This is a genomic window from Mycobacterium sp. (genome assembly GCF_049278535.1).
Lineage (GTDB): Bacteria > Actinomycetota > Actinomycetes > Mycobacteriales > Mycobacteriaceae > Mycobacterium.
This window is the reverse complement of the sequence record NZ_JBAPMI010000321.1, coordinates 1-25722: the sequence shown is the minus strand read 5'-3', so window position 1 is coordinate 25722 and position 25722 is coordinate 1. Positions and strand designations below refer to the sequence as shown.

General features: G+C 66.8%; 10 protein-coding genes. All 10 read right to left on the bottom strand.

Annotation, left to right across the window (positions count from 1 at the left end; translation table 11 throughout):
• The coding region (locus WAO18_RS21335) for an ABC transporter ATP-binding protein (RefSeq protein WP_422208225.1) at positions 1-1705 on the bottom strand (1705 nt) is incomplete at its 3' end.
• The gene (locus tag WAO18_RS21330; RefSeq protein ID WP_422208224.1) at positions 1702-4314 is read right to left on the bottom strand and encodes an ABC transporter ATP-binding protein/permease; all 2613 of its coding nucleotides are present in this window, start codon (positions 4312-4314) and stop codon (positions 1702-1704) included. The genes WAO18_RS21330 and WAO18_RS21335, both read right to left, overlap by 4 nt.
• The gene (locus WAO18_RS21325; protein ID WP_422208223.1) at positions 4314-4526 is read right to left on the bottom strand and encodes an MbtH family protein; all 213 of its coding nucleotides are present in this window, start codon (positions 4524-4526) and stop codon (positions 4314-4316) included. The genes WAO18_RS21330 and WAO18_RS21325 overlap by 1 nt, the downstream gene beginning before the upstream one ends.
• Complete coding sequence (mbtG, locus tag WAO18_RS21320; protein WP_422208222.1) at positions 4504-5793, bottom strand: NADPH-dependent L-lysine N(6)-monooxygenase MbtG; 1290 nt, start codon at positions 5791-5793, stop codon at positions 4504-4506. Before mbtG ends, WAO18_RS21325 begins: the two co-directional genes overlap by 23 nt.
• Positions 5790-10223: an amino acid adenylation domain-containing protein gene (locus WAO18_RS21315; protein WP_422208221.1), complete on the bottom strand. Its 4434-nt coding sequence runs from the start codon at positions 10221-10223 to the stop codon at positions 5790-5792. The genes mbtG and WAO18_RS21315 overlap by 4 nt, the downstream gene beginning before the upstream one ends.
• Positions 10220-16798: an amino acid adenylation domain-containing protein gene (locus WAO18_RS21310; RefSeq protein WP_422208220.1), complete on the bottom strand. Its 6579-nt coding sequence runs from the start codon at positions 16796-16798 to the stop codon at positions 10220-10222. The genes WAO18_RS21315 and WAO18_RS21310 overlap by 4 nt, the downstream gene beginning before the upstream one ends.
• A complete protein-coding gene (gene mbtD / locus WAO18_RS21305) occupies positions 16795-19803 on the bottom strand; it encodes a mycobactin polyketide synthase MbtD (RefSeq protein WP_422208219.1) in 3009 nt (1002 codons plus the stop codon). The genes WAO18_RS21310 and mbtD overlap by 4 nt, the downstream gene beginning before the upstream one ends.
• Positions 19803-21119, bottom strand: coding sequence for a polyketide synthase (locus WAO18_RS21300; RefSeq protein ID WP_422208218.1), 1317 nt, complete (start codon positions 21117-21119; stop codon positions 19803-19805). Before WAO18_RS21300 ends, mbtD begins: the two co-directional genes overlap by 1 nt.
• Positions 21112-21879 carry a thioesterase II family protein gene (locus WAO18_RS21295; RefSeq protein ID WP_422208217.1) on the bottom strand — a complete coding sequence of 256 codons (768 nt, stop codon included), beginning with the start codon at positions 21877-21879 and terminating at the stop codon, positions 21112-21114. Before WAO18_RS21295 ends, WAO18_RS21300 begins: the two co-directional genes overlap by 8 nt.
• Positions 21876-25388, bottom strand: coding sequence for an amino acid adenylation domain-containing protein (locus tag WAO18_RS21290; protein WP_422208216.1), 3513 nt, complete (start codon positions 25386-25388; stop codon positions 21876-21878). The genes WAO18_RS21295 and WAO18_RS21290 overlap by 4 nt, the downstream gene beginning before the upstream one ends.
• Positions 25389-25722 lie beyond the last annotated feature (334 nt).

Here is a 25722-nt window from a genome sequence, read left to right as displayed (position 1 = left end):
CGCGCTGCTGCCGCCAGAATTCGTCGAAACGTCCACCTGCGGTGAGCAAGTCGTCGACTGTGCCGTCCTCGACGATCTTGCCGCCGTCCAGGAAAAGAACCCGCTCGGCGTGCCGGATGCTGGCCAGCCGATGCGCGACGATCACCCGGGTCCGCGGCTGCGGGTCCGCTGTGAGCGCGTCGACGACGGCAGTCTCGTTCTCGGTGTCCAAAGCGCTGGTGGCCTCGTCGACCAGCAGTATCGGCGCCGGCTTCAGCAATGCGCGAGCGATGCTCACCCGTTGCCGTTCGCCGCCGGACAACGCCGATCCAGCTTCGCCGACGACCGTCTCCGGACCCGCGGGCAGCCTGCCGGTGAGCTCATCTACTCGCGCCAGCGCCACTGCGCGGCTGAACTCTGCTTCACCGGCCGCAGGATCGCCGGCGGAGATGTTCTCGCGGATCGTTCCGTGGAATAGATAGGGATGCTGAAACACCACGCTGCTGGTGGCGCGCCGGGTTTCGGCGTCCAGGGTTGCGACGTCGACGCCGTCAACTAGGACGCGGCCGTGGGCGGGTTGGTACAGACCGGCGATCAGCGCCAGAATCGTGCTCTTGCCCGATCCGGACGGCCCGACGATCGCTGTGGTGGTTCCGGGCTGCAACGCGAAGCTCACGCCAGTCAGCACCGGCGTGCCAACGCCGTAGCTGAAATCGACGTCCTCGAACTCGATGAGCGGGGCGTCGTGGTGTCCGCGCCGCGTTTCGGGCCCGGCAGCCATGACCGGTGCGCTGAGCACCGACCGGATCCGGTCGAGGGTGGCGCGAGTGCTCTCCAAAGCCGGTCCCAGCTCGCTGATCGAGGTGAACGGCTCGAGATAGCGGGCGATGACGACGATCACGGCGATCGCCTCCGGAACACTCAGCGTGTGCGTGACGGTCAACGCCGTTGTGGCGCCGGCAAACAGGATCAATGCCAGCTGGCTCGCCAGACTGAACAGCAGCTGACCGGGAACCTGCATGGCCAGCACTCGCATTGTCGCGCCGTGCTGCGCGGCCAGTGCGTCGCCGACCAGGCTTCGGGCCGGCTCGACGCGGCGTGCCGCCCGCAACGCCTGCTGAGTTCGGGCGAACTCGATGATCCGCTCGGTGAGCGCGGTATTGGCTTGAGCCGCAGCGTGATCAGCGCGACGGGCCAGTCGTGCCGACGCCCACAGCGCACCCAGCAGTAATGGCACACCGCCCATCGCGGCCGCTGCGAGCTGCCAGGACACCGGCAGCAGCGCCACCGCGATGGCCGCCGGCAGCAGCACGGCGGTGACCAGTGGTGTCAGCAGATTGACAACGAGGCCAACCAGTTCGGGCCCGGTTGCGGCGATCGCCTGCCGTGCCGTCGCGGTGTTGTCGGCGCTGAACCATTCCAGCCGGACATCTGGCAGCTGGTCCGCGACATCGTGCTGAGTGTGGTCGAGCACCGCGAAGCCCAAATCGAAACCGATCCGCGCAGTCGCGGTATCGATCGCCCATCCCGCCACCGTCGCGGCGGTAAGCCAGCCAAGCCAGACCAGCGCCCGGTGCGGGGAGTCGCTGAACAACGCTCCCACCAACGGAACCAGCAGAACGGTACCGACGGCACGCACCACCACCGAAACCATGGCCAGCACGGCGTAGGCGATCATCTTGCCGCGCTGGTCAGACGGGACCAGCCCGATCCAAGTACGAATCACCGCGCGGCCTCCCGCCCCGTCGTGACGGTCACCGGGTCGCGGCGGCCGCTGTCCCATAGTCGCCGGTAGCGACCATCGGCGGCGAGCAGTTGGTCATGGGTACCGGTTTCGGCGATCTGTCCGTGATCCAGCACGACGATCTGGTCGGCTCCGGCGATGGTGTGCAGCCGATGCGCGATCACCAGGACCGTGCGGTCGTGAGTCAGCCGGTTAAGTGCCTGCTGCACAAGGTATTCAGACTCCGGATCGGCGAAAGCCGTGGCCTCGTCGAGGATGAGCACACTGGTGTCGGCGAGTATCGCGCGAGCGATCGTCAGCCGCTGCCGTTCGCCGCCGGAAAGACCGCTCGCGGCGCCCAGCATGGTGGCGTAGCCGTCCGGCAATCGCAGGATCCGGTCGTGGATCTGGGCCTCACGGGCCGCGGTCTCGATCTGGGCGGCGGTGGCATCGGGCACCGCCAACGCGATGTTCTCGGCAACGGTGCCGTGCACGAGCTGTGTCTCCTGCAAGACGAATCCGACGCGGGTATAGAGCTCATCGGCCGTCAACGACCGAATATCTTGTCCCTCAACGGTTATCGCGCCTTGCTGTACGTCGTAGAAGCGGGCCAGCAGCGCGGCCAGCGTCGACTTGCCGGATCCGGACGGTCCGACCAGGGCGGTCACCGTGCCGGGGCGCAGCGTCAGCGAGACGTCGTGAATCACCGGCACGCCTGGGCGATAGCCGAAGTCGACGTGGTCGAATACGACGGTGGCCGACCCGTCGCCGGACGCCTGCCGCGGTTCGTCAGGCGTTGAGAGCTCCGGCTCGTCAAGCGTGATCTGCAGGCGGCGGGCGGCCAGCAACCCGGCGCGGATGCCGCCGAGACCGTAGGCGACGTTGAGCAGCCGCGCGCCGAACGTGGTGCCCAACAACAGAAACGGCAGCAGGTCGACCGGGTTCATCCGGCCGGCTACCACTAGCAGCGTGCCGGTGCCGGCGATCAGCCAGAGGAATGTCGAGGGGCGGGTGACCAAATCCATCAGCGTCTTCTTGCCGGCAAGCGGACGCTGCCAGTCGATCAGGAAGCCGACGTATTCGTCCAGTCGGCGCCGGAAATTCGACGCGGCAGCCCCGCCGAAGACGCGAATCACCGGCTGGCCTTCCAGGTAGGCGCCGGCCTCGCCGCTCATCCGCTCGGCCCAGCGCTGCGACTGCGGGATACGCGGGCCGGACTGGATCGTCATCGACGAGGTCAACACCAGATAGACCAGGACGGGCGCGAACAACACCACCGCCACTCGCCAGTCGACGGCGAACAGGTAGACCAGCACCGCCAGCGGCGCGACGACCGCGGCGACGGCATCCGGGATGGCGTGGGTGACCAGATAATGCAGCGATAGCGTGTCGTCGGCGACAAGCTGTTTGATCGACCCGGACCCGCGGGCGGTAAACCAGCCCAACGGCAATCGTGACAACTTGCTCAGCAGCCGCGAACGTAGGTCGCTGGCGAACCGGGCGTCGACGACGTGCAGCCACAGCGTCAGCGCGGCACCGAGCAAGGTACCGAGACCCAGCAACGCCACCGCCGCCACACCGATCTCTTTCAATCGCGACGCATCCGCGCCGCCCGCCAGGAGCCTCGCCAACTCGACCAGCAGCACGAAGGGCGCCAGCTGCACCAGCGTGATCACCGCCTGAAGCACGCCGGAAGCGATCAGCGCCGAGCGCAGCGGCCCGAGCAGTCGGCCCGCGGCCTGCGCGCGCCAGCTCCCCCGCGCTGTCGGAACCGCAGTCGGCTGCTGTTGCACCACAGCGCTTTCCGACTGTACGGTCACTGGGTCGTGGTTGAGCGCAACGGTGTCGACGGCCGCCGGTTCGTCACCACGGCGGGTGCCCATCGCACGCCCGGCGCTCCAATAGGCCTGCGCGTGCACTTCCGATCTGGGAAAGCCGAAGTCATCCCGCAGCCGGGTCCGGACGTGCTTGAGCGTGGTGGCTTCCGGTGTCGCCCACGCATACCAGTTCGACCAGTCCCGGTTTTCAATCGACGCGGCCAGTGACTTCTCGTCGCGTCGATCGGTCCAGTGCACCCGCAGCCGCGGATGCTGCGCAAGCGGGATCAGCCTGTCGTTGTCGTCGTGCTGCTCGAGATACACCTCGATGGGCACGTCGTCGGGAACGACGCCGACGATTCCATTGATGCCCGGAATCGACGCGGAGTCACCGATCAACAGGTAGCCGGCAGGTTGCTCGTCGGGCGTGTCGAAACGCGACGAGCCCATCAGCGACATCACGGCGATCGTGGCGCCGGGTTCGACGGTGCGCGCCCACAGCGACGCCGGGCCGGCCGGGTCGTGTAGCACCACGTCGACCGCGAAACGGCCGCCCGGCACGTCGGCCTCGGAAATCGTGTATGCGCGCTGGAACTCGGTGCTCGATCCCTCCGGGTCGGGGAACCAGAACCGCAGCCAGGCCGCCGGTTCAGCTTGGGCGTCCCGAAACAGCGTCGGCGATTCCATCCGGATCCGCACGAAATGTGGTGCGATTGGAACGGTTTCGATGACGGTCGCGGTGTGGTCGCGGGCACCGAAGCCCCGCAACACCGCACCCTGGAACCCGCGGGCCATCAGCTGTCCATCGCCTCGCGGAGACTCCGTGGCCGCATATCGGTCCAGTTCTCCTCGACGTATGCCAGGCACTCCGCACGACCCGCCGCACCGAAGACCGTATGCCAGCCGGCCGGCACGTCGACGAATGTGGGCCACAAGCTGTGCTGGTCTTCGTCGTTCACCAGCACGACGAAGGTGCCGGTCTCGTCATCGAAGGGATTGGTGTTCATCATCTCTCCTAGCCGATGTAGTGGTGCTGGAGCCCAGATCGGCGCCAAGCACCCGATCGGACAGCAGCCCCAGACAACTGAGGTTGGGAAAGCCGGGACCTTGATTGAGTCCGGCGAGGTTGGGCAAGAACAGCTTCGGCGCCACATCGATCACGGCCAGATCGTGTCCGATCGCATCCTGCACACGATCCCCGGTCAACGGGCCGCCCAGACCCAGCTCCAGCAGATCGAGCGCATCCTGGCTGAACAGGGTGGTGAACCACAACGGGTCGGCACCCGACCCGTCGATTACCAAGTCGAAACCGTGCACCGTCTCGACGTTTTCGCTGCCACGGTTGGTGGACAGCGTCAGCCGGATCTGCTCATCGCGGCCTACTGCATGGGCGACTCGTCCGCGGAGGTGACGGATGCGGTCGTCGGCCAGCAGCGCATCCTGCACGTTGGACGAGAACACTCCGCGGTCGGTGCGGGCGATGGCGTCGCGGCGTTCGTCCACCGTCAGCGCCGTCCAGTCGGTGGGGTCGGAGAACAGCGCGTTCTCGAAGAAACTTTCACCCCGGGTGAACAACGTGACCTGTGGCGAGATCACGGTGATGGTCGAAACCCGATGCCGGAAAAGCTCATTCAGCATGGCCGCGGCCGTCTCGCCGCCGCCGATGACCGCCACCCGCTCCGCGTTGATCCGCTCCTGCTGGCCAGCGCGGTGCCAGAACTGCGCGATCGACAGCACCCGTGGATTACCCGGCAACAACGACCGCTCGGCCTGCCCGGGCCCGGTGATCATCAAACCGTCGGCGCGCACGGTGGTTTCGTCGGTGTGCAGCGCCCACTGTTCACCGTCCACGGCGAGACGGTCGACTTCGCCGTACACCACGTTCATTCCGATCTCGTCGGCCACCCAGCGCAGGTACTGGCTCCACCGCCGATGGGTCGGCGCCGGTCGGCCACGGTCGATCCACTGGGCGAACTGGGCGGTGGCGATCAGATATGACTGCCAGCTGTGCCGGGTCATGCGCTCGTCGAGTTCGGCGTTGCGGCGCGGCGCCAGCGACGAGCGATACGGGAAGCCGACGTCTTTTTCCGGGCTGGTTCCCAGCCGCTGTGCTCCGTCGGTCCAGCCGCCGCTGGCCTGCCAGTTGGCGCCGACCCCGATTCGCTCGATGGCCACCACGTTCGGTGCGTCGATGCCCATCTCTCTCAACACGTACGCCTTGGCGGCCACGGCCACCGCCTTCACCCCGGCGCCAAGCACGGCAAGTGTGGTCATGTCACGATCTCCTCGAGCGCTTGTGTCCACAGTGCTTGCAATGCGGCGATGTCCGATTCGCTGAGGATGCCGGGCAGCGCGCGCCACTGAGTCACCAGCACTTGGTGGGCACCGCTGCCAAGCACGGTGGCCAGCAGGCTCAGCTCGTAACGCACCGCGAGTTCAGGCTCGGGCAGCGGCGAAACACCGTTCAGGAGGGCACGATCCAGCCACAGTCCGCTGGTGCCGCCAACTTCGGCGCGGCCCAGATAATTCAGCAGTAGCTGCGGTCCGCTAAAGGTTGCGAGGCGGCTGGCGGTGTCGCCGCGCAGGTAACGTAGCAGGCCGTAGTCGATGCCGTCGCCGGGGATGGTCGTCAGTAGTTCGGTCACCTGACGCGGATCCTCGGTGTCTACCCGCAGCGGATAGATCGCGCTGAGAAGTCCGACGGTCTCGGTGGTGTCGATGATGCCGCCGCCGGCCGTGTCGTCGAACAAGGTGTCGGCGCGGCCGTGTGTTTCCAGCGCGAGCAGCGGCGGCGGTGTCGGCTGGCCGCGGTGTTGTCGCCACCGGGTCACCATCCGCGAGGTCGCCGCGATCAGAATCTCGAAGACCGGCAACCCGGATTTCAGCAACCGCGCAGTGGCAGCCGCGTCGAGCATCGCCGTCTGCACCAGCAGCCCGCCGGCTCGGTCGCTGTCGGGAATGAGCCGACGCCGGCCCAACTCTGGGTCGTCGCCGCCAAGCTGCGCGATCCAATATGGTTCGCTGTCAAGCGATTCGGCTCGCTCGGTAAGGGCCCGCACCCACCGCCGGTAACTGGTCTGCTCACGGATGGGGGCCGGCGTCCGTCCGGCGATGAGTGCATGCAGGGTCGCGTCCAACTCGCCGAGCACCACCTGCCACGACACCGGATCCATGGCAAGGACGTGGGCGGCCAGCAGTAGCACGCTCTGGCCGCTCGATGGCCGCAACCAGACTGCTGCCGTTAGCTTTCCGCGTTCTGGATCCAGGCTGTCGATGGCCTGCCCGGTGTGGCTTGCGACGGCTGCCTGCATGTCGCCCGGAACCGAGACCTCGGTGAGGAAGTCGGCGGATTGCCCGGCGTGCAGGGTCATGGTGGCGCGGTCCAGGCGAGTGCGCAGCACCTCGTGGCCATTGGCGATGATTGCCAGCGCCGCGCGTAGTTGCTCACCGGTCACCTCGGCGGGCAACCGAATGGCCTCAGCCTGTGCCAGTCTGCGCGGCTCACCGACTTCGTAGAGCCAATGTGCATTGGCCAGCAGCGGTATCGGCCCGCTTTCCGCTTCGTGGTCGGCCGTCGCACGGGCAGGTTCGGCCGCTTCGGCGTCGATGGCGCCGGCGAGTTCACGGACACTGCCACACTCCAGTACCAGCCTGGCGCGCAGCGGGATACCGCGCCGGCGGGCCGACTGTACGACCGAGAGGGCCACAATGCTGTCCAGGCCCAACTCCAGAAAATCAGCGTTTGGGTCGATCCTGGTGACCTGCAAGATTTCCGTGAGCAATTCGATCAAAGCCGACTCGGTGGCCGTCTCGGGCTCGGTTTCGCCCGACTCCGCCAAAGCCGCCGAGTCGATTGCCGCCAAGGCGGCTTCGTCCAGTTTTCCGTTGGACGTGAGCGGGATGTCGTCGACGACGACGATGCGCTGCGGGACCATATAGCGGGGCAGCCGGGTGATCAGCATGCGCCGCAGCTCGGCGACCGACCGCGATGTGCCCGCCGAATCCCTCAGCGCCACATACGCGGTCAGTCGCGGAACGCCCTGGCATTCGTGTACCACGACGCTGGCATGCCGCACTGCGGGGTGTGAATCGAGCGCCACCGCGATCTCGGCGGGCTCCACCCGATGACCGCGGATTTTCACCTGCGCATCGGCGCGCCCCACGTAGCTCAGCGATCCATCGGGTTGACGTCGGACCAAATCGCCGGTGCGATACATCCTTTCGCCGGCGACGAAAGGATCGGCAACAAAGCGCTGAACGGTCTCCGGTGCGCGGCCCAGGTAGCCGCGGGCCAATTGGGCGCCACCGAGGTACAACTCCCCCGCAACGCCGTAGGGCACCGGGCGCAATGCGGAGTCGAGCACGTAGCCGCGGGTGTCCTGGGTCGGCCGCCCGATCGACGGCTCATCGTGATCGTCGATCGCGGCCACCACCGCCTCGACAGTGGTCTCGGTGGGCCCATAGCAGTTGAAAGCCGTCATCGCCGTGCGGCGGCACTGCATTCGGATGAACGACCAGGCACCGCCACCGAGCGCTTCGCCGCCCAGCGCCAGAACCGCCAGCGGGACCCGGGTCAGCAACCCGGCCGCCCTCAATTGCGCGAACATCGATGGGGTGGTGTCGATCATGTCGACACCGTGCTCGGCGATGGCCGCGACCAACGCCTCGGCATCGGTTTGGGTGTGTTCGTCGACGACGTGCACCACGTGCCCACCGAGCAGCCCGGCCAACGGCTGCCAGGCCGCGTCGAACGCGAAGGACCACGCGTGCGCAATGCACAGCGGCCGATCCAGCCGAGCCGCCGCGGGCCTTAGCACATGGTCCAGATGGTCGTCGACATACGCGGCGACCGCGGCATGAGTTCCGATGACGCCCTTGGGTTCTCCGGTAGTCCCGGAGGTGAAAACCACGTAGGCCGCCTGCTGAGGGTTCACGTCGACGGGCTGGAAATCGTCGGGACCGTCGGCCCTGAACTCGTCGTCGATGACAATCGTCGCGCCGCTTTGACGAAGAATGGAGTCCACCCGCTCGGCGGGCATACCCGGCTCCAACGGAACATATGTGGCGCCCGCTTTGAGCGCCGCGAGAATCGCGACGATGTATTGCGGGCCACGGGAAAGCTTAATCGCAACCGGGGTTTCACTACCCGCGCCGCGGGCGGCAAGCACACCGGCCAGCCGGTTGGCCGCCGTGTCGAGCTCGCGGTAGCTCAGTGTCCCGCCCGCCCAAGTGACGGCCGGGTGGTCAGGTGTCTGCGCGGCGACCGCTGCGAACCGGGTGTGAATCCCCTGCGCCGTGGTCGATCCCGCCGACCTGGCACCCAGCGGCGCCGCCTCATCGGCGAGCAGGATGCTGACCTCGCGTAGCGGGCAATCCCATCGATCCAGCAGCTGCTCGGCGGTGGAAAGCAGCCGCTGGCCGAGCGCCGCCGCGGTGGTGTTGCCCAGAGCTCCGTCGATGACTTCGACCATCAGCACCAGACCGTCGTCCCCCATGTGCGCGGCGAGGACGACCGGGAAATGGGTGAGGCTTTCCACGGCGGCGGGCCGGAAGGTGACACCCGTACTGGTCAGAGCCTCACCCGCCGAGATGCCCCCGGTCGGGAAGTTCTCATAGACCAGCAGGCTGTCGAACATCTCGCCGACGCCGCCCAAAGCCCGCAGCTGGGCATGCCCGAGATAGCTGTGTTCGCGCAGTATCGCCGAATCTCGTTGCACGGCGCGACACTGGTCCCCGACCGTGGCGGCGTCGTTCAGCCGGACTCGTAACGGCACGGTGTTGATGAACAGACCGACCATGGTCTCGACGCCGGCCAGCTCGGCGGGCCGGCCCGATACCGTCACCCCGAACACGACGTCGGTGCGGTCGATCAGGCGTGACAAGATCACCGCCCAGGCCGTCTGCAGCAGTGTGTTCAGCGTGACCCCGCGGGAACGGGCACCCGTGACCAGCCGCTCGGTGGCATCCGCGCCCGGCTGCAACTCGGTCCGCCGCGGCAGGCGCGCCGCCGTCCGTGCGGCATCGTCCCCGCCGTAGGCCCCTGCCAGCACGGTCGGACCCGGAAGCGCAGCGAGATGCTCACGCCAAACCCGTTGGCTCTCTTCCTGATCGCGACCGGCGAGCCAGCCGATGTAGTCCCGGTAAGGACGTGGCGCGACTGGCAGCGCACCGGGGTCGCCGCCGGCGCGATACAGAAGCATCATCTCGGTGACGAACACCGGCAGCGACCAACCGTCAATCACGATATGGTGCGCGGTGATCACCAATCGCCAACGTGCATTGGGTAATTCGATCAGCAGAAAACGGATCGCCGGTAGTCGTTCGAGGTCAAACGGCCGTCGCCGTTCGTCGGCTTCCAGCACCTCGATGTCCTGCTCGGCGGCGGCCACATCTTGCCACGGCAGCTCGACTCGCGACGGCACGATCTGCACGGGACGCGCAATCCCCCGACTGAAGAAGCTGGCGCGAAGATTGGGGTGCCGTATCAACATCTTCGCCGCACAGTCGCGCAGCAGGTCGACGTCCAGGGACCCGAAAATGTCGGCCGCCATTCCGATCACATACGGATCGTCGGCGCGTTCCCCCGCGGTGAACTCGGCCAGCGCGGTCAGCGAATACAGCCCCTCCTGCAAAGGGCTGAGCGCCATCACGTCCTCGATGTCGGGCGCCACATCGATCTGGGCTTCGGCTTCCGCGGCTGTCATGACGTACCGTCGCGCGACTTCGACCACAGCTGCGTCACCGCAGCCAAGTCGGTAGCTGACAGACCGGAAGTGCTCATCGGCTCGAACCGGGTCTCATTCGCCTCGTCCACATGGTGCGGCGAATCGCCGTCGCCCGCTGCGTTGAGCGCGTCCACAGCGGCGGCCAACTGCTCCACGGTCGGGTTCTCGAAGATCATGCGCGGGTTGATCGGCAGGCCGACAGCCCTTGCCCGCGAGGCTAATTGGACCGAAAGGATGCTGTCGCCGCCGAGTGCGAAGAAGTCGTCAAATCGCCCGACGTCGGGGGTTGACAGCAAGTCGGCGAACACGGTGGCCAGCGCACGTTCGGTGTCGGTTCGCGACGGTTCGGCGTGGCCACTGGTGCTGACCGCCGGCCGTGGAAGGCCCGGCCGATTCAGCTTGCCCGACTCCGTCTTCGGCATCGAGTCGAGCACGGTCAGCGACGACGGCACCATGTAGCCGGGCAGGGTCGTGCTGAGCGCTGCGCGCACCGCGGCGGCAAACGCCGCCTTCTCGGTGTCATCGGTCATAGCCCGTTGCGGCACAACGTAACCGGCGAGGCTGGTGCCGTCGTGCACCTCCCAGGTGCGGGCCGCAGCTGCGGCGACGCCGTCTGCTGCGGCCAGTGCGGCTTCGACCTCGGCGAGCTCGACGCGGAAACCGCGAACCTGCACCTGATGGTCAGCGCGGCCGGCGAACTCCAGTCGGCCATCGTCGGTCCAGCGGGCGAGGTCGCCGCTGCGATACAACCGGCCGCCGGGCTCGGCGCCAAACGGATTGGCGACGAAGCGCGATGCGGTCAGGCTGGGGCGTTTCCAGTAGCCGCGCGCCAATTGATCGCCGGCGTAGTACAACTCGCCGACCACGCCGACGGGCACCGGGCGCAGCCCGTCGTCCAGCAGATAGGCTTGCGCGCCCGCGACCGGTGTGCCGACAAGCGGGCATGGCGGTGCCAGTGGCCCGCGGGACACGGCGCCCGAGGTCTCAGTGGAGCCGATGTTGTTCAGCAGCTCGGGACCTTGGCCGCCGCTGTCGGCGCACGCCGCGGCCAGTCGCTGCAGCAGCGAGACACTCACCGGCTCTCCGCCGCATACCAGCCGCGCCAGCGATCGCACCGAATCCGGCGCACTGTCCACCAGCGCGGACACCAAGCTGGGCACCGCGGTGATTTGTGCGACGGATTCGCGTTTCATCAGCGCCGCAAGGGCTTCCGCATCGCGATGTTCGGCGTCGTCGGCCAGGATCATGGTGGCACCCGCAGCCAGACCGGCCAGCAGTTCCATGCCGCCCTCGAGGAACGTCATCGATGCCTGCGACAAGCGGATGTCCTCGGACCGCGGCGGATAATGTCGCAACTGCCAATCCAGTCGGGCCGCCATCCCACGTTGAGTACCCACCGCCCCCTTGGGCTTTCCGGTCGAACCGGACGTGAACACCAGATACATCGGATCGTCGGGATGTGGAAGCCGCGGCTTCGACGTGGGCGGGTCCGATCCCTCCACTACGGTCCGCACCTCGGGATCGTCGAGCCTCACCAGGGTCGCGTCGGAATCTTCCGGCATGGTGTCGACCGCCTCGACCGTCGCCACCACAACCTGGGGCTGCACATCGTCGAGCATGAACTGCTTGCGGGCCAACGGATAGGCGGGATCGATCGGGAAGTACGCTGCGCCGGCCTTGACGATGGCCACCAGCGCCACCGCCATGTCGATGCCCCGCCGTGTCGACAGCCCGACAAAGGAGCCCGGCCGCACACCGCGATCTGCCAGTAGCGCCGCCAGATTGTCTGAACGACGATGAAGCCCGGCGTAGTCGAGATCCTCGCCCCCACACCGCACCGCGATTCGCCCGGCTCCGCACTGCCTGCTGGACTCCAGCATTTCCGGCACTGTGCGTGCCCGGTCGGCCGGTGGTTGATCGCCGTGGCTCCACTCGGTCAGAATTCGGCGCTGCTCGTCGGAGTCCGTCAACACCACGTCGCGCAGGCTCTGATCGATGTCGTCAGCGAACTCGGTCACCACTAAAGTCAGCCAGTCGGCCAACCGTTCGATGGTGTTCCGTTGGTACAGCTCGGTGCGGAAGATGAGGTGGCCGTTATAGCCCGTGTCGTCGGAGCCGTCGGTGCCGAAGAAGTTGACACTGAGGTCGGCGTGCGCCATGTCGAAAACCGGGTCCAATGAGGTACAGACGGTGTCCTGGCCGCCGTGGGACGCCGATTCGATGACCCGTGAGGCGGGCAGGTGATCGCGTACGTGCACGATGACCTGGAACAGCGGGTTACGCGACAACGACCGCATCGGGCTGACGCTGTCGACCACTCGGTCGAACGGCAGGTCCTGGTGCGCGTAGGCGGCAAGCGCGGTCTCACGCGCCCGGGTCAGCACGTCACGCAGCGTGGGATTTCCACGTAAGTCGTTGCGCAGCACCAGAATATTGACGAAGAAGCCGATCAGTTGGTCGAGTTCGGCCTCGGAGCGCCCGGCGACGGGCGTGCCCAAGGGGATGTCCACGCCGCTTCCGGCCTTGTGTAACACCACCGCGACGGCGGCTTGCAGCGCCATGAACTCGGTGACGCCCATCTCGCGGCATCGCTCGGCGAGCTTGGCGCGGGTGCTGGAATCGATGCGGAATGTCACCGATTCACCATCGCCGCTCGGTACCCGGGGTCGCGGGAAGTCGGGCCGAAGCCCGCTGTCCTCTGGCAAGCCGGCGAGCTGACTCGTCCAGTAGTCCCGCTGCTCGGCGGCGACCGTTGTCTCCTGGCCACCCGGGTCGCCCAGGAAAGTGCGTTGCCACGCAGCGTAATCCGCGTACTGCACGCGAAGCGGCGCCCACGGTGGTGCCTCACCGTTGCGGCGTGCGCGATAGGCGGTGATGACGTCGGCGAACAGCACGCCGGCGGACCAGTGGTCGGAGGCGATGTGATGGACCACCAACGACAGCACGTGTTCGCCGGCATCGCCGGTGTGCAGCACGGCGACCCGGATCGGCCACTCGCGGTCGAGTTCGAAGCGGTGCCTGCGCTCGGCCTCGAGTTGTTCCTGCAACCACGTGTCGCCGTCGCCCTGCGCACGGCGCACCGTCAGGTCGGCGGCCGGGTTGACCGCCTGGTAGGGAACGCCGTCTGCGTCGACGTAAGTGGTGCGCAGGATTTCGTGGCGGGCAACGACGTCACCCACCGCCGCGATCAGCGCGTCGATGTCCCACGGTCCGGTCAACTTGGCGGCGAACGGGATGTTGTTCACCGGGCTCGGCCCATCGACGCGGTAGGCGAACCAGCTGCGCACCTGCGACGCCGACAGCGGCAGTGGCTCGTCGTGGGAGGTCGCGACGAGCTTGGGCCGGGCCTGCGCCCGCCCACCGGACCGCAGCGCATCGACCCGCTGCGCCAACAGTCCCACGGTGCCGAGTTCGAAGATGTCCCGGATACCCAGCTCGACCCCGCATTCCGATCGGATCGCGGTGGCCAGCTTGGTGGCTACCAGCGAATGACCGCCGAGATCAAAGAACGAGTCGTCCACACCGACCCGCCCGTGACCAAGTAGGTCGGAAAACAGTGCGGCGACCCGGCGTTCGGTCGCGGTGGCGGGTTCGCGGTATTGCGCCTTGGCCATGATATCCGGCTCCGGCAACGCCGTGCGGTCGATCTTGCCGTGCGCCGTGATCGGTATCTCGTCGAGCACGACATAGGCTGCCGGCGTCATGTACTCCGGCAGTGCTGCCGCCACCCTTGCCCGGATCCGATCGAGATCGATGGAGTCGCAGCCGGCGCCGTCGGCCGGGGTCACATAGCCCACCAAGCTCTTGCCCAACTGTGGCAGGTCCGCCGCCACCACGACAGCTTGCCCAACGCTGGGGTCGACCGAGATGGCCGCACCGACCTCGCCCAGTTCGATGCGGAAGCCGCGGATCTTCACCTGTTCGTCCGCACGGCCGACGAATTCGATGTCGCCGTTGGCATTTCGGCGCGCCAGGTCGCCCGAGCGGTACAGCCGCGCGCCCGGCGTGAACGGGTCGGCGATGAAACGTTCACTGGTCAGGCCTGGTCTGTGGTGGTAACCGCGCGCCACATGTGTTCCGCCGATGTAGATTTCGCCGATCACCCCCACAGGTACCGGTTGCAGCGCGTCGTCGAGCAGATGCAGCTGGGTGTTGATCTTGGGCCGGCCGATCGGCACCACTCTGGTCCCCTGGGCGCCTTGCACCGGGTAGCTGGTGGCATTCACGACGGTTTCGGTGGGTCCGTAGAAGTTGTACAGCAGCGCATCGAACGTAGCGTGGAACTTGTCGGCGATCTCACCGGGCAACGGCTCGCCACCGATGGGCACCCGACGCAAGGTGCGCCACTGGTTGACGCCGGGCAGGGACAAGAACAACCCCAGCAGCGACGGAACGAAGTGCATCGAGGTGATGCCCTCGCGTCGCAACAGCTCGGTCAGATATCCGATGTCGCGTAGCCCGTCCGGACGCGGAATCACCAGTCGGGCGCCACAAATCAGGGTGCCGAAGATCTCGCCGATCGAGACGTCGAAGCTCGGCGAGGCTACTTGGAGCAGCCGATCGGTTTCGTCGACTCGATACTCGTCGCCGAACCACACAAAGTACTCGGCGATCGGCGCATGTGGCACCGGCACGCCCTTCGGCAGCCCGGTCGAACCCGAGGTGTAGATCAGGTAGGCGGTGTTGCTCGGACCGAGCGGCCGAAGCAGGTCATCGCTTCCCGGCGCGGTGACCGGATAGTCCGCCAGCTCCGAAACCGGCTCACGCAGAACCAATTTTGCAGCGGCGTCATCCAGGATGAACGCCACCCGGTCGTCCGGATAGGTCGGGTCGACGGGCAGGTAGACCCCGCCGGCTTTGAGAATGCCCAGCGCGGTGATGACCAGTTCCGGTGACTTGTCGAGCAACACCGCTACTCGGTCTTCAGTGCCGATACCGTGGCCGATCAGCCAGTGCGCCAATTGGTTTGATTCTTGGTCGATCTCGCAGTAGCTGTATCGACGGCCTTCGTAGACGACGGCGACGGCGTCCGGCGTCAGTGCTGCGCGCCGAGCGACCAGCCCAGGCAGCGTGCCGGCCGGCGTGGTGAAGTTTTCGCCGGAAGAGGCCTGGCGCAACCACTCGGCGTCGGCCGCACTCATCATTGCACAGGCCGATAGCGTGGTATCCGGTTCGGCCAGCGCATTATCCAACAGAACGGCGTAGTGCCGCAGCAGTTGATCCACCAGTGGGCGATCCAAAACCTCGACCAGATACTCGGCTTCGACAACCGCCTCGCGACCGGAACCCTCTGCGGCGCTGTTCAGCTCGACCATCAGGCTCAACGGCAACTGGCTGACGTGGCCACGTAACTCGGCGCGCTCGCATTGCACCCCAGGGGGGCAGAACCCGCCGCCGTCGGGCTCCCGCAATCCGAAGCTGACCCGCGTCATGCGCTCCGCCCCGTGCCTGCGGTCGGGGTTGGAGGCCCGCACCAGCCATTCCAGGTCGACGCGGGAGTGGGCGAGCGCGCCCACAGCGCTGTCCCGGGTTTGCACGAGGAGCTCACGGAATGTCTGCCGCGGCTCCGGGCGCATCCGCATTACCAGGGTGTTGCCGTAGTAACCGATCGCGTTCTCGGTACCCGCACTGCGGTTCAGCACCGGAGTGGCTACGAGGAAATCCGATGCGTGCGTGTACCGATAGACCAACGCGCCGAACGCTGCCATCAACACCATGTACGGCGTAGCTCCGGTTTCCCTGGCGAGGGCCGCGGCGCGGTCGATGGTCTGCGCCGACAGCCGCGCGGTGGCCCGCTGCGCGCGCCAGGTGCTTGGCACCACCGAACCGTTGACCCCGGGAAGCTCAAGTGGCTCAGGAAGATCCGTCATCAACGAGCGCCAGTAGGCGTGGTCGTCGTCGCTGCTGCGCATCGGGTCGGCCGTAACACTCACCGGTGTGGCGGTGGTGCCCTCAGCGTAGGCGCGGGTGAGATCGGTGAAGAACGGAGCCCACGAACCGTCGTCCCAGGCGATGTGATGCGCGGTCAGAAGCAGCACCAGTTCGTCGGCGGCCACGCGCGCGACCGCGATCCGCAGCGGTGAATCCTTGGTCAGCTCGAACGGCTGCGCAAACTGCCGCTGCGCCAACACTTCCAGCCTGAGCCGCCGAGCTTGCTCGGCAAGTCCGGACAGGTCGTGCTCGGCCCAGTCCGGCCGAATATCGTCGCGAGTAACCGGATACGGATCGCCGGCACTGTCGATCTGGTAGGTCGTGCGCAATATCGGGTGCCGCACCGCAACGGCTTCCACCGCATCTCGCAGCCGCGCGACATCGACATTGCCGGTGACGCGGTAGGAAACGCAGATGTTGAGCAGCGCGCTGGCGGGGTCGACCGACTGGACGAACCACATCCGGCGTTGACCATCGGACAGCTGCGGCCGCTGCTCGGCGTCGGTGGCGGCGTCAGCGTCCGGGGCGGCGGCCGGTCGGGCCAGTCCACGCTCGGCGATCTTGCGGCGCAGCAATTCCAGGCGCTGCGCTTCGATCGTGCCGAGGCCGGTCGTGTCAGTCACGCGTCGATCCCAACCTTCCTCATATCTTGGCCGTTGGCCGCGCCGGACCCCAAGACGTCGATGAGTTCGCTCACGGTGATTCCGCCGAGCATCCGCGCCACCGGAGCCGAGTGCCCCACGGCCCGGCGTAGTCGCCGACGCAGGTCGAGCGCCAACAGCGAATCCAGGCCGAGGTCGATCAGCGATGTGGTCGGGTCGATCGACACCGAGTCGCTCACATGCAATGTCGCGGCAAGCTCGGCGCGCACGACGTCGGCTAGAGGTTGGCCATGTAAGCCGTTGTGCCGCCCGAGATCCTCAGTACCCGTCGGGAGCGGCATTGCAATTCCCTGACTTTCGAAGAACACTCGGAGCCGGTCGAAGTCAGCATCGAAAATCAGCGGATCGCCGTCAAATCGACCCAGGCTGGCGTCGACCGCCACCTCGGGCCGCATTGCGACCAGGCCCGAGCGTTGGGTGCGGGCGATCTCATCCGCCGCCACGACGCCGGCGTCCTGCCAGAGTCCCCATCGAATCGCCGTGCAGTCCAGGCCCCGCGAACGCAGCTGGGCGGCCAGCGCGTCGAGAATCCGGTTCGACGCCGCATACGCGGCGTGACCGTGACCGCCCCAGACCCCGAACACCGACGAGCAGGCCAAGATCCGGCAGTCTGGCCGCAACGGCCACACATCGGCCATCGCCGCCAGCCCGGTCACCTTCGCGGCGCACACCGCCGCTACGCCCGCGCCGGTGAGGTCGGCGCGCAGGGTTGCCGTCGCGATCCCCGCGGTGTGAATCAGCATCGATGCGCCGCCACCCGCCGATTCGGCGGCGGCTGCCGATACTGCTGACCAGTCGGTGATATCGCACTGCGGGGCAAGCACTTCCACGCGATACTGTCCGGCCAGGCGGTTCAGTACTTCAGGTTCGACGCCGTTGCGGCTCAACAGGATCACCCTGCGGGCTCCGTGCTGGATGCAGTACTGCGCGTAACGCTGTCCGATGGCTCCGCTGCCGCCGGTTATCACCACGTTTTCCAGGGCAGTCATGTCGAGCGGTCGCGCGGTCACGGACTCGGCGTCCTGGCGGAGCGCCCGGACGAATCGCTGCGGCGTGCGCGTGGCCTCAACGGTGTTGGCGCGCAACGCCATCACGCCCGTATCACCGAGTAGGGCATCGATGACAGCGACTGCGCTCAGCTCATCGACGCCGCCCATGGGAAGATCAAGACTCCCGAACGTCTGGTCGCCGAATTCGAAGCCGACGCTGCGGTGCATCGCAGCCAGCGCAGACTGCGCGGGCCTGGGGCCCGCGTCATCGGCCAGGACCCGTTCCCCGCCGGCGGTGAGCAGCCAGACAGCTCGGCATCGCGGCCCGATGATCGCGTCGTAGTCCGGTAAGCCCGCATCTGCTCGGCCGGCGATCTGCGTGACAGCGTCGACCGCGTCAAGCTGGTCGAGTTCCGGCGCGATCACTGCGACGATTTCCGCTTCGCCCGGCGGCACCACCGCACATCCTTCATGCGTCGACGCGGCGCCGGCCAGTAGCCGCGTCAGCCTGCTGTCGCCCACGATCGCGATGCCGCAACGGGTGCCCCCGTCAGACGTCGGCAATCCCGCTGGCTGCCAATCCTCGACGGCGATCGTCAGTGCTGCGGTCTGCCCGGCGACCTTGCCGGTCCCGGGTTCCGGCGCGGCCCACAGATGCACGGCCCGCATCGGAGCATTCGGGAATCCGCGCAACGGTGGTCGGGCTCCCCCCGGCAGGGTGTCGGCCCACGGGTAACCGGGATCGGCGATCGCGACGGCGGCGATGTTCGCCGACAACATATCAGCGATTGGCGCGTCGCGGTGACCCGAACCGACGATCACCGCCGAGTCGTCGCCGACGAGTTCGACCAACGGGTACACCAGGGAAGGATGTGCGGACAATTCTACGAAGGTGTCGGCGCCGCATTTCTGCGCGGTGACCACCGCGCGGTCAAAGCGCACTGTACTGCAGAGACTTTCATACCAATAGCTCGCAAAATCGATGTCGCTGCCGACTTCGGCGCCCGTCGCCGAGCCGATGAAGGCCATCCGGCTGTCGCGGAAGTTCGACTTGGGTAGCCACTGATCCAGGTCGGCGTGCAGCGGCCGCAGCGCGCTGGTATGACCCGGATAGTCCACCGTGAGCTGATGGGCGAACACGCCGCGTCGCTTGGCCAACTCAGCGACGGCGACCACCCCGTCGTGACCCCCCGACACCACGGTGGCTGATGGCCCATTGACCGCGGATACCTCCAGCCAGTCCGGTATTTCGCCGATCAGCGCCTGCGCTTCGTCGAGGCCGGCACCGAGCACCGCCATCGCGTAGTGCCCGGTCAGCCGGTCAACGGCCGCCGCGCGCGCACCGACCAGTGCGACCGCGTCGGGTAAGGAGATCTTCTCGGCGAGGTAGGCCGCCGCCACCTCGCCGAGGCTGTGTCCAATGGTGATGCCGGGGACCACGCCGCAGAATCGCCACTGCGCCGCCAAGCTGATCGCGTGGACGAATTGCGCGCCCTGAATCTGGGTCCGCGACCAGTTCTGGTCGTCGTCACCCTGCAAATAAGCCAGCGGCGACGGCAGCCCCGCCGCGGCGAACGCCTCTGCGCAGCGATCGGCCTCCGCGCGGTAGGCGGGCAGTCCGCGGTAGGCGTCGGCACCCATCGCCTGCCATTGGTTGCCCTGACCGGGAAACACGAAAGCAGTCGATGGCACAACACTTTTCGACGACCGGGCAACCAAGGGATGCTCTTCGTCGTGGGCCAGCGCCGATAGCCCGGCCACCAGTTCGCTGCGATCCGCCGCGCGGACCACGGCCCGGTGGCGTCGCACCCGTCGTAAGCGGCTGAGGGTGCACGCGATGTCGAGCGTCGGATCGTGGTCCGTGCCGAGTCGGTCGAGGTAGCCGAGGATTTCCCACGCGCCCTGCGTGATGAGTGTTTCGTCATGCGCCGACAGCAGTACCGGTACGCGGGCATCGGGAAGCGGTTGCGCGAGCATCACGCGACCTCGGGCAGTGCGACGATGACATGGGCGTTGGTGCCGGCGATCCCGAATGCCGACGTGGCCGCGACGCGTTGCCCATCGACCGCGGGCCACGGCGTCAGGGCTGTCGCGAGACGCAAACCTTGTTTTTCCCAGTCGATCTCCGGGCTCGCTTCGGCTGCGTGCAAGGTGGCCGGTATTGCACCGTGCTCGGCGGCTACCAGAATCTTGGCCAGCCCCAGTGCGCCACTGGCGGCCAGCGCGTGACCCAGGTTCGATTTCACCGACCCCAGCAGGGCTCCGCGCCCGGGTTCGGTGTCGCCGTACGTGGCCGCCAGCGAGTGCAGTTCGGTGCGGTCACCGAGCCTGGTTCCGGTGCCGTGCCCTTCGACCATGCCGACCTCGTCTGGACGGATGCCCGCCTGGGCGATGGCGCGGCGGAACAGATTGATTTGTGCCGCGCAGTTTGGCGCGCTGAGGCCGGCGCTGCGGCCGTCGTGGTTGGTGGCGCTACCGAGCACTTCAGCAAGAATGTGCCGCCGGTCGCGTACAGCCGCCGACTTCCGTTGCAGCACAAAGACCGCCGCTCCCTCCGCCCACACGGTCCCGCTGGCCTGCGCGCTGTAGGCGCGGCAGTGGCCGTCGTCGGAAAGGGCGTGCTGTTTGGAGAACTCGACGAAGAATCCGGGCGAGCCCAGCACGTTCACGCCGCCGGCCAGCGCCACGTCGCAGTCGCCGTTCTGCAATCCACGGACGGCGGCGTGAAATGCAACCAGCGCCGACGCGCACGACGAGTCGATCGTCACGGCCGGACCCATCGATCCCAGGGTGTACGCGATCCGGCCGGATATCACGCTCAGGGCCGTGCCGGCAAGCAGATGGCCGCTGTATTCGGAGAACTCGGCCATGTTAGGTCCGTAGCCGGTGCCCGACGCACCGAGATAGCAGCCCATGTCGTGGCCCGCCATGTCGTCGGGATTGATGCCGCTGTTCTCCAGAGCCCGCCAGGACACCCGCAACGTAACGCGCTGCTGGGGATCCATCGCGACGGCCTCCCGCGGTGAAATACCGAAGAACTCCGGGTCGAATGTCGTCGCGCCGGTGAGGAATCCACCCCGGTCATGAATCTCCTTGAAACCGTTGCGCCGTGATCCGGCGAACAGGTCGCGGACCGACCAGCCACGGTCGGTGGGAAACGGGCTCAGCGCCTCGCGGCCATGGGACAACAATTCCCAATATCCGTCCGCGGTGTCGATACCGCCCGGCGCTTCCATCGCCATCCCGATGATGACGACCGGATCGGCGCCGGCCCCGAACGTGTCCTCAGCCACCGGCATTCACCTGCTCGGCGACGGCATCGATGTGATCGTCGAGATAGAAATGTCCGCCGTCGTACCAGGACAGCTCGAAGGCGCCCGCGGTGTGCCCCTCCCACTGCTGCAGTTCGGCGGCGTCGACGCGGCGGTCTTCGCGGGCGCCCAACACGTGGATGTCAGAGGCGATTTGGGTATCGGGGCTACAGGTGTAGCGATTGATTGCGGCATAATCGGCCCGCACCGCGGTGACCAGCAGCTCGGCAATTTCTGGGTCGGCAAGCAGCTCGGCGTCGGTCCCACCGAAATCGGTAATGTCGACGATGAGATCGTCGTGGTTGGTGGGCAAATCGGGCTTAGCCTCGACAGCCGATGGTGCCGGAGCTGCCGACGCCCACAACCGTTCTACTGCAGCCCCGCGGGACTCGGCGATCCTGGCGAACTCGAAGGCGACGACAGCGCCCATGCTGTGACCGAAGAGTCGCAGCGGCGCGAACTGACGCCAAGGGCCTGCCACGAACAGGCCACGGGCCAGGTCCTGGACGGTCTGGGCGGCAGGCTCGTGGAGTCGTTCGGCCCGCTGCGGGTATTGCACGATGTAGGTGTCGCCCGCGGCAGCCAATGCGGTCGCCAGCTTGCGATAGCCCACGGCCGCTCCGCCGGCATGCGGAAATATCACGGTGGCGCCCGCGCGCCCTCCCCCGCCGCGGCCGGGCACCCGCTTGATCCAGGGCGGAAACTCCTTCTTGCGCACAGCCGTCAGGTTATCGAAAATCATTGCACTGCTTCATTTCCAGCGACCGCCGCCGCGACATGGCCAGCGTCCATGTGAATGACTTCCAGGTACAGCTCGGCGACCTGACCGAGTCGATCGGAGTCGGACTCGCGGCGGGTGAGCATGTCGGCAAGCGCGGAAACGGTTCGGGTGGCGAAGATGTCGGCAACGATCACGTCGGGGGTGTCGAGCCAGGCCCGGATGCGAGCGACGGCCTGCGTCGCCAGCACCGAATCCCCGCCCAAGGCAAAGAAGTCATCACCAACACCGACCGCGTCGGCGCGAAGGACGTCACCAACGATCGCCGCGAGAGCGGACTCCAGCGGTGTCGCTGGTGCACGGCGATCAGGAGGGGCCGCATCAGCGACCGCGGCGGCGAGCTGGGCCGCGACCGCGCGTCGGTCGACCTTGCCCCCGAGCGTGAACGGTATGTGCTCGACCAGTGACATGTGCTGGGGGATCATGTGCGCGGGAACACGTTCGGCCATGGCCTCGCGCACTGCATTGACCGTGAGAGATGGATCGTCGGCGCGGATGGCGGCAGCCAACACATCGGCACCGCCCGAGGCAGTCACCAATGCTGCGACCGCTATTGCCACGCCCGGGATCTGGCGCAGCGCTACCTCGACCTCACCGATTTCGACTCGGTAGCCGCTGATCTTGACTCGGTTATCGCCGCGCCCGACGAACTCCAGGACGCCGTCCGGCCAGTATCTGGCCAAATCGCCGGTGCGATACCAGGTTCGGCCGTCGTGTTCGACGAATCGTTCGGCGGTGAGATCCGGACGTCCGCGGTAGCCCCGCGCGATGCCGCGACCGGAGATCCACAGTTCACCGGCGACCCAGTCGGGGCAATCGCCGCCCATGTCGTTGACTACCCGGCAGACATTGTTGGAAAGCGGTGTGCCGAACGGCAGAGCGGTCAACTCCGCGGGAAGCTGGTCCACATCGCCGATCTCGAAAATTGTGTTGTGAATTGCGGTTTCGGTCGCTCCGCCCAACCCGGCGAAACGCAGCCCGGGCGACTCGGCCCGCAGGCGACGTACCACCTCGGGCCGCACCCAGTCGCCGCCGGTCGGGATTACCCGCACCGACGAAAGGCGCCCCGCTCCAACCTCACTCAGCATCTCCAGCCAGCCCGGCATGAAGTGCAACACCGTGACCTGATGGGTATCGATGAGGCGAGCCCAGGCATCGGGATCGCGCCGCTGCGCTTCGTCAACCACCACGATCGATCCACCGGTCCGCATGGTGACGAAGACATCCATCACCGAGATGTCGCCTTCCAGTGTCGACAGCGCCAGGCACTTATCCGCGGGTCCGATCTCGAAATGCCGGGCGATGAACTCCACGGTGTTCATCGCGGCATCATGAGTGACTTCGACGCCCTTGGGTTCTCCGGTTGAGCCCGAGGTGAACAGCACATAGGCGATCGCGGCGGGATCGGTTGTTGCGACGTCGATCTCAGCGTCGACAGGCGCGTCGGTCAGTACGTCCGCGATCGTCAACGCGGGCACCGGCAACGAGACTTGCTCGCCGCCACAAATCAGGGCCAGCTTCACCTGCCCGGACCGCAAGATGCGTTCGGCACGGTCACGAGGCTGATCGACACTGATCGGCAGGTAGATCCCACCGGCTGCCAGGATCCCCAACAGGGCGGGCACCTGTTCGGCGGTTTTCGGACCCATCACCGCAACCGTGTCACCGTCGCGAATCCCGTTCGCGCGCAGGGCAGAAGCCAGCGTCAACGCCTGCTCGCGCAACTGCGCGTAGGTCAGGCCACCGGAACTTGCGAAGACCGCCGGCGCATCGGGCTGCAGCTCAGCACGGCGAAAGAAACCCTCGTGCAGCGTCTCTCCGCTGGGGGCGACGGTTCGGCGGTTGACGCTGTCGCGTACCGCACGCTGGTCCGCGGGTAGCGCCGGCGGGTCGGCAACGTCCCACTGGTCAACTGCGGAGGCCAACCGGTGCAACTCGTCGATGTGGTGGGCGAACATCGCGTCGATGACACCGGCCGGGAAGACGTCTTCGCGCACATCCCAATTCACCAGCACGCCGCCGTCGAATTCAGTGACCTGCGCGTCCAGCGACACTTGCGGCCCTTGCGAGATGATCCAGCTCGGTGTGCCGAAAGCATCGGTGACGTCGGAGCAGAACAGCTCACCGAGCCCGAGCGCGCTGGTGAACACCACCGGGGCGAGCACGGGGGCGCCGCGGTACCGGCCAAGGTCGCGCAACACCGACAGGCCGGGATAACTGGAATGCTGCGCCGCGGTCCGCACGGCGTCTTGCACGGCGTGGGCCCGAGCCGCCGCATCGGTCGCGGCGGTCAGATCGATGTCCAGCAGCAGCGACGAGGTGAAGTCGCCGACCAGGCCGTCCACGTCGGGATGCAGGGCCTCGCGGCCGAACAGCGGCACGTTCAGCAGGAATCGCGATGTGCTCGACCAGCATGCCAACGTGTGCGAGAAGACCGCGGCAAACATCATCGCGGGGGTGACACCGCGCGCGCGGGCATGCGCAAACAGAGCGTCGCGGGTCTCCGGATCCAACCACTGCCAGCGTCGAGTGCTGTTGCGGGAAACGTCTTTTCGACTCAATGCGGGCAGCTTGGGCGGGTCGGGCAGCTCGGGGATGCGCTGCGCCCACCAGTCGCGGTCGGTGTCATGAGCGTGCCGCGGTCCGGCCTCCCGTCGCGCAATCTCGTGACGGTATTCGCGGTAGCTGTATTGCAATTCGGGCAGATGCTGTCCCGTGTACAGCTTCGCCAGGTCGGTCATCAGCGTGCGGTAGCTCATCGCGTCGGCTGCTTGCATATCCAAATCGACATGCAAGCGTGAGCTTTCACCGGGCAGCAGCGAGAGGGTCAGCTCGAACACCTGACCGTCCAACTGCTGATGCGATTTGGCTTCCCGAATGGCGGCCAGCCGCTGATTGACGACATCCCCGGCGAGATCGCGAAGGTCGTGGACCATGACCGGGAAGCTCGCCCGTCCCGGAGCCTGATCGATCCGCTGGGTCCCATCCGAAAGAAACCTGACCCGCAGCATCGGGTGACGCATCGCCAACATCGTGGCCGCACCGCGCAGACGTTCGGGATCGATTACCCCGCCGTCGAATTCGACATACAGGTGTCCGGCCACCCCCCCGAGTGGCTGACTGTCGTGGCGTCCGACCCACATCGCGTGCTGCATCGGAGCGAGCGGAAACGCATCCTCGGGCGCGCCGGCGGGCGCCGCCGCGATATCCGCATCCGCGGCGTCATGACTTGAAGCGACAAGCACCGACCATGCCTCAACCGTGGGGTCGGCGGACAGCGCGGCGAAGTCGACGTCGATGCCGCGACGGCGCCACCGGCCGGCGAGCGACATCATTCGGATCGAGTCGAGGCCCTGGCTGATGAGGTTGCCGCCGGGGTCGACGGTATCGGCGCTGACGCCGAGCAACTCGGCGACCTCAGCGCGCACGTCGCTCGGGCTGCCGGCAACGGAAGCCCTGACCCCACCAGTCAACAAACCCAACCCTCCTACTAGTTAGTGGAGGCTAGCCTAAATTGCTGGCTACTTTAGTAGTCGGGGTACCCGGGACGCTAGCGCGTTCAGGTGGCGCTAAGAATCTCCTCAGCGCAGCACGCCCCATGGGGGCCGCGGTGGGCATGCCGGTCGCCTCGATGTCGCGGCCGATGGCCTTTGAACAGCGGTTATCTACCTCCGACGTGTGACAAGTAAACCTAACCTTAGTAAGGTAAGGGTTACCTATTGTGTCTTAGCTAAATCTCAGGTACCGTCCCGTCCGGCCTGGATTGGCCCGATATCCCTATGACGGTTACCTGAGGAGATGCCGTGC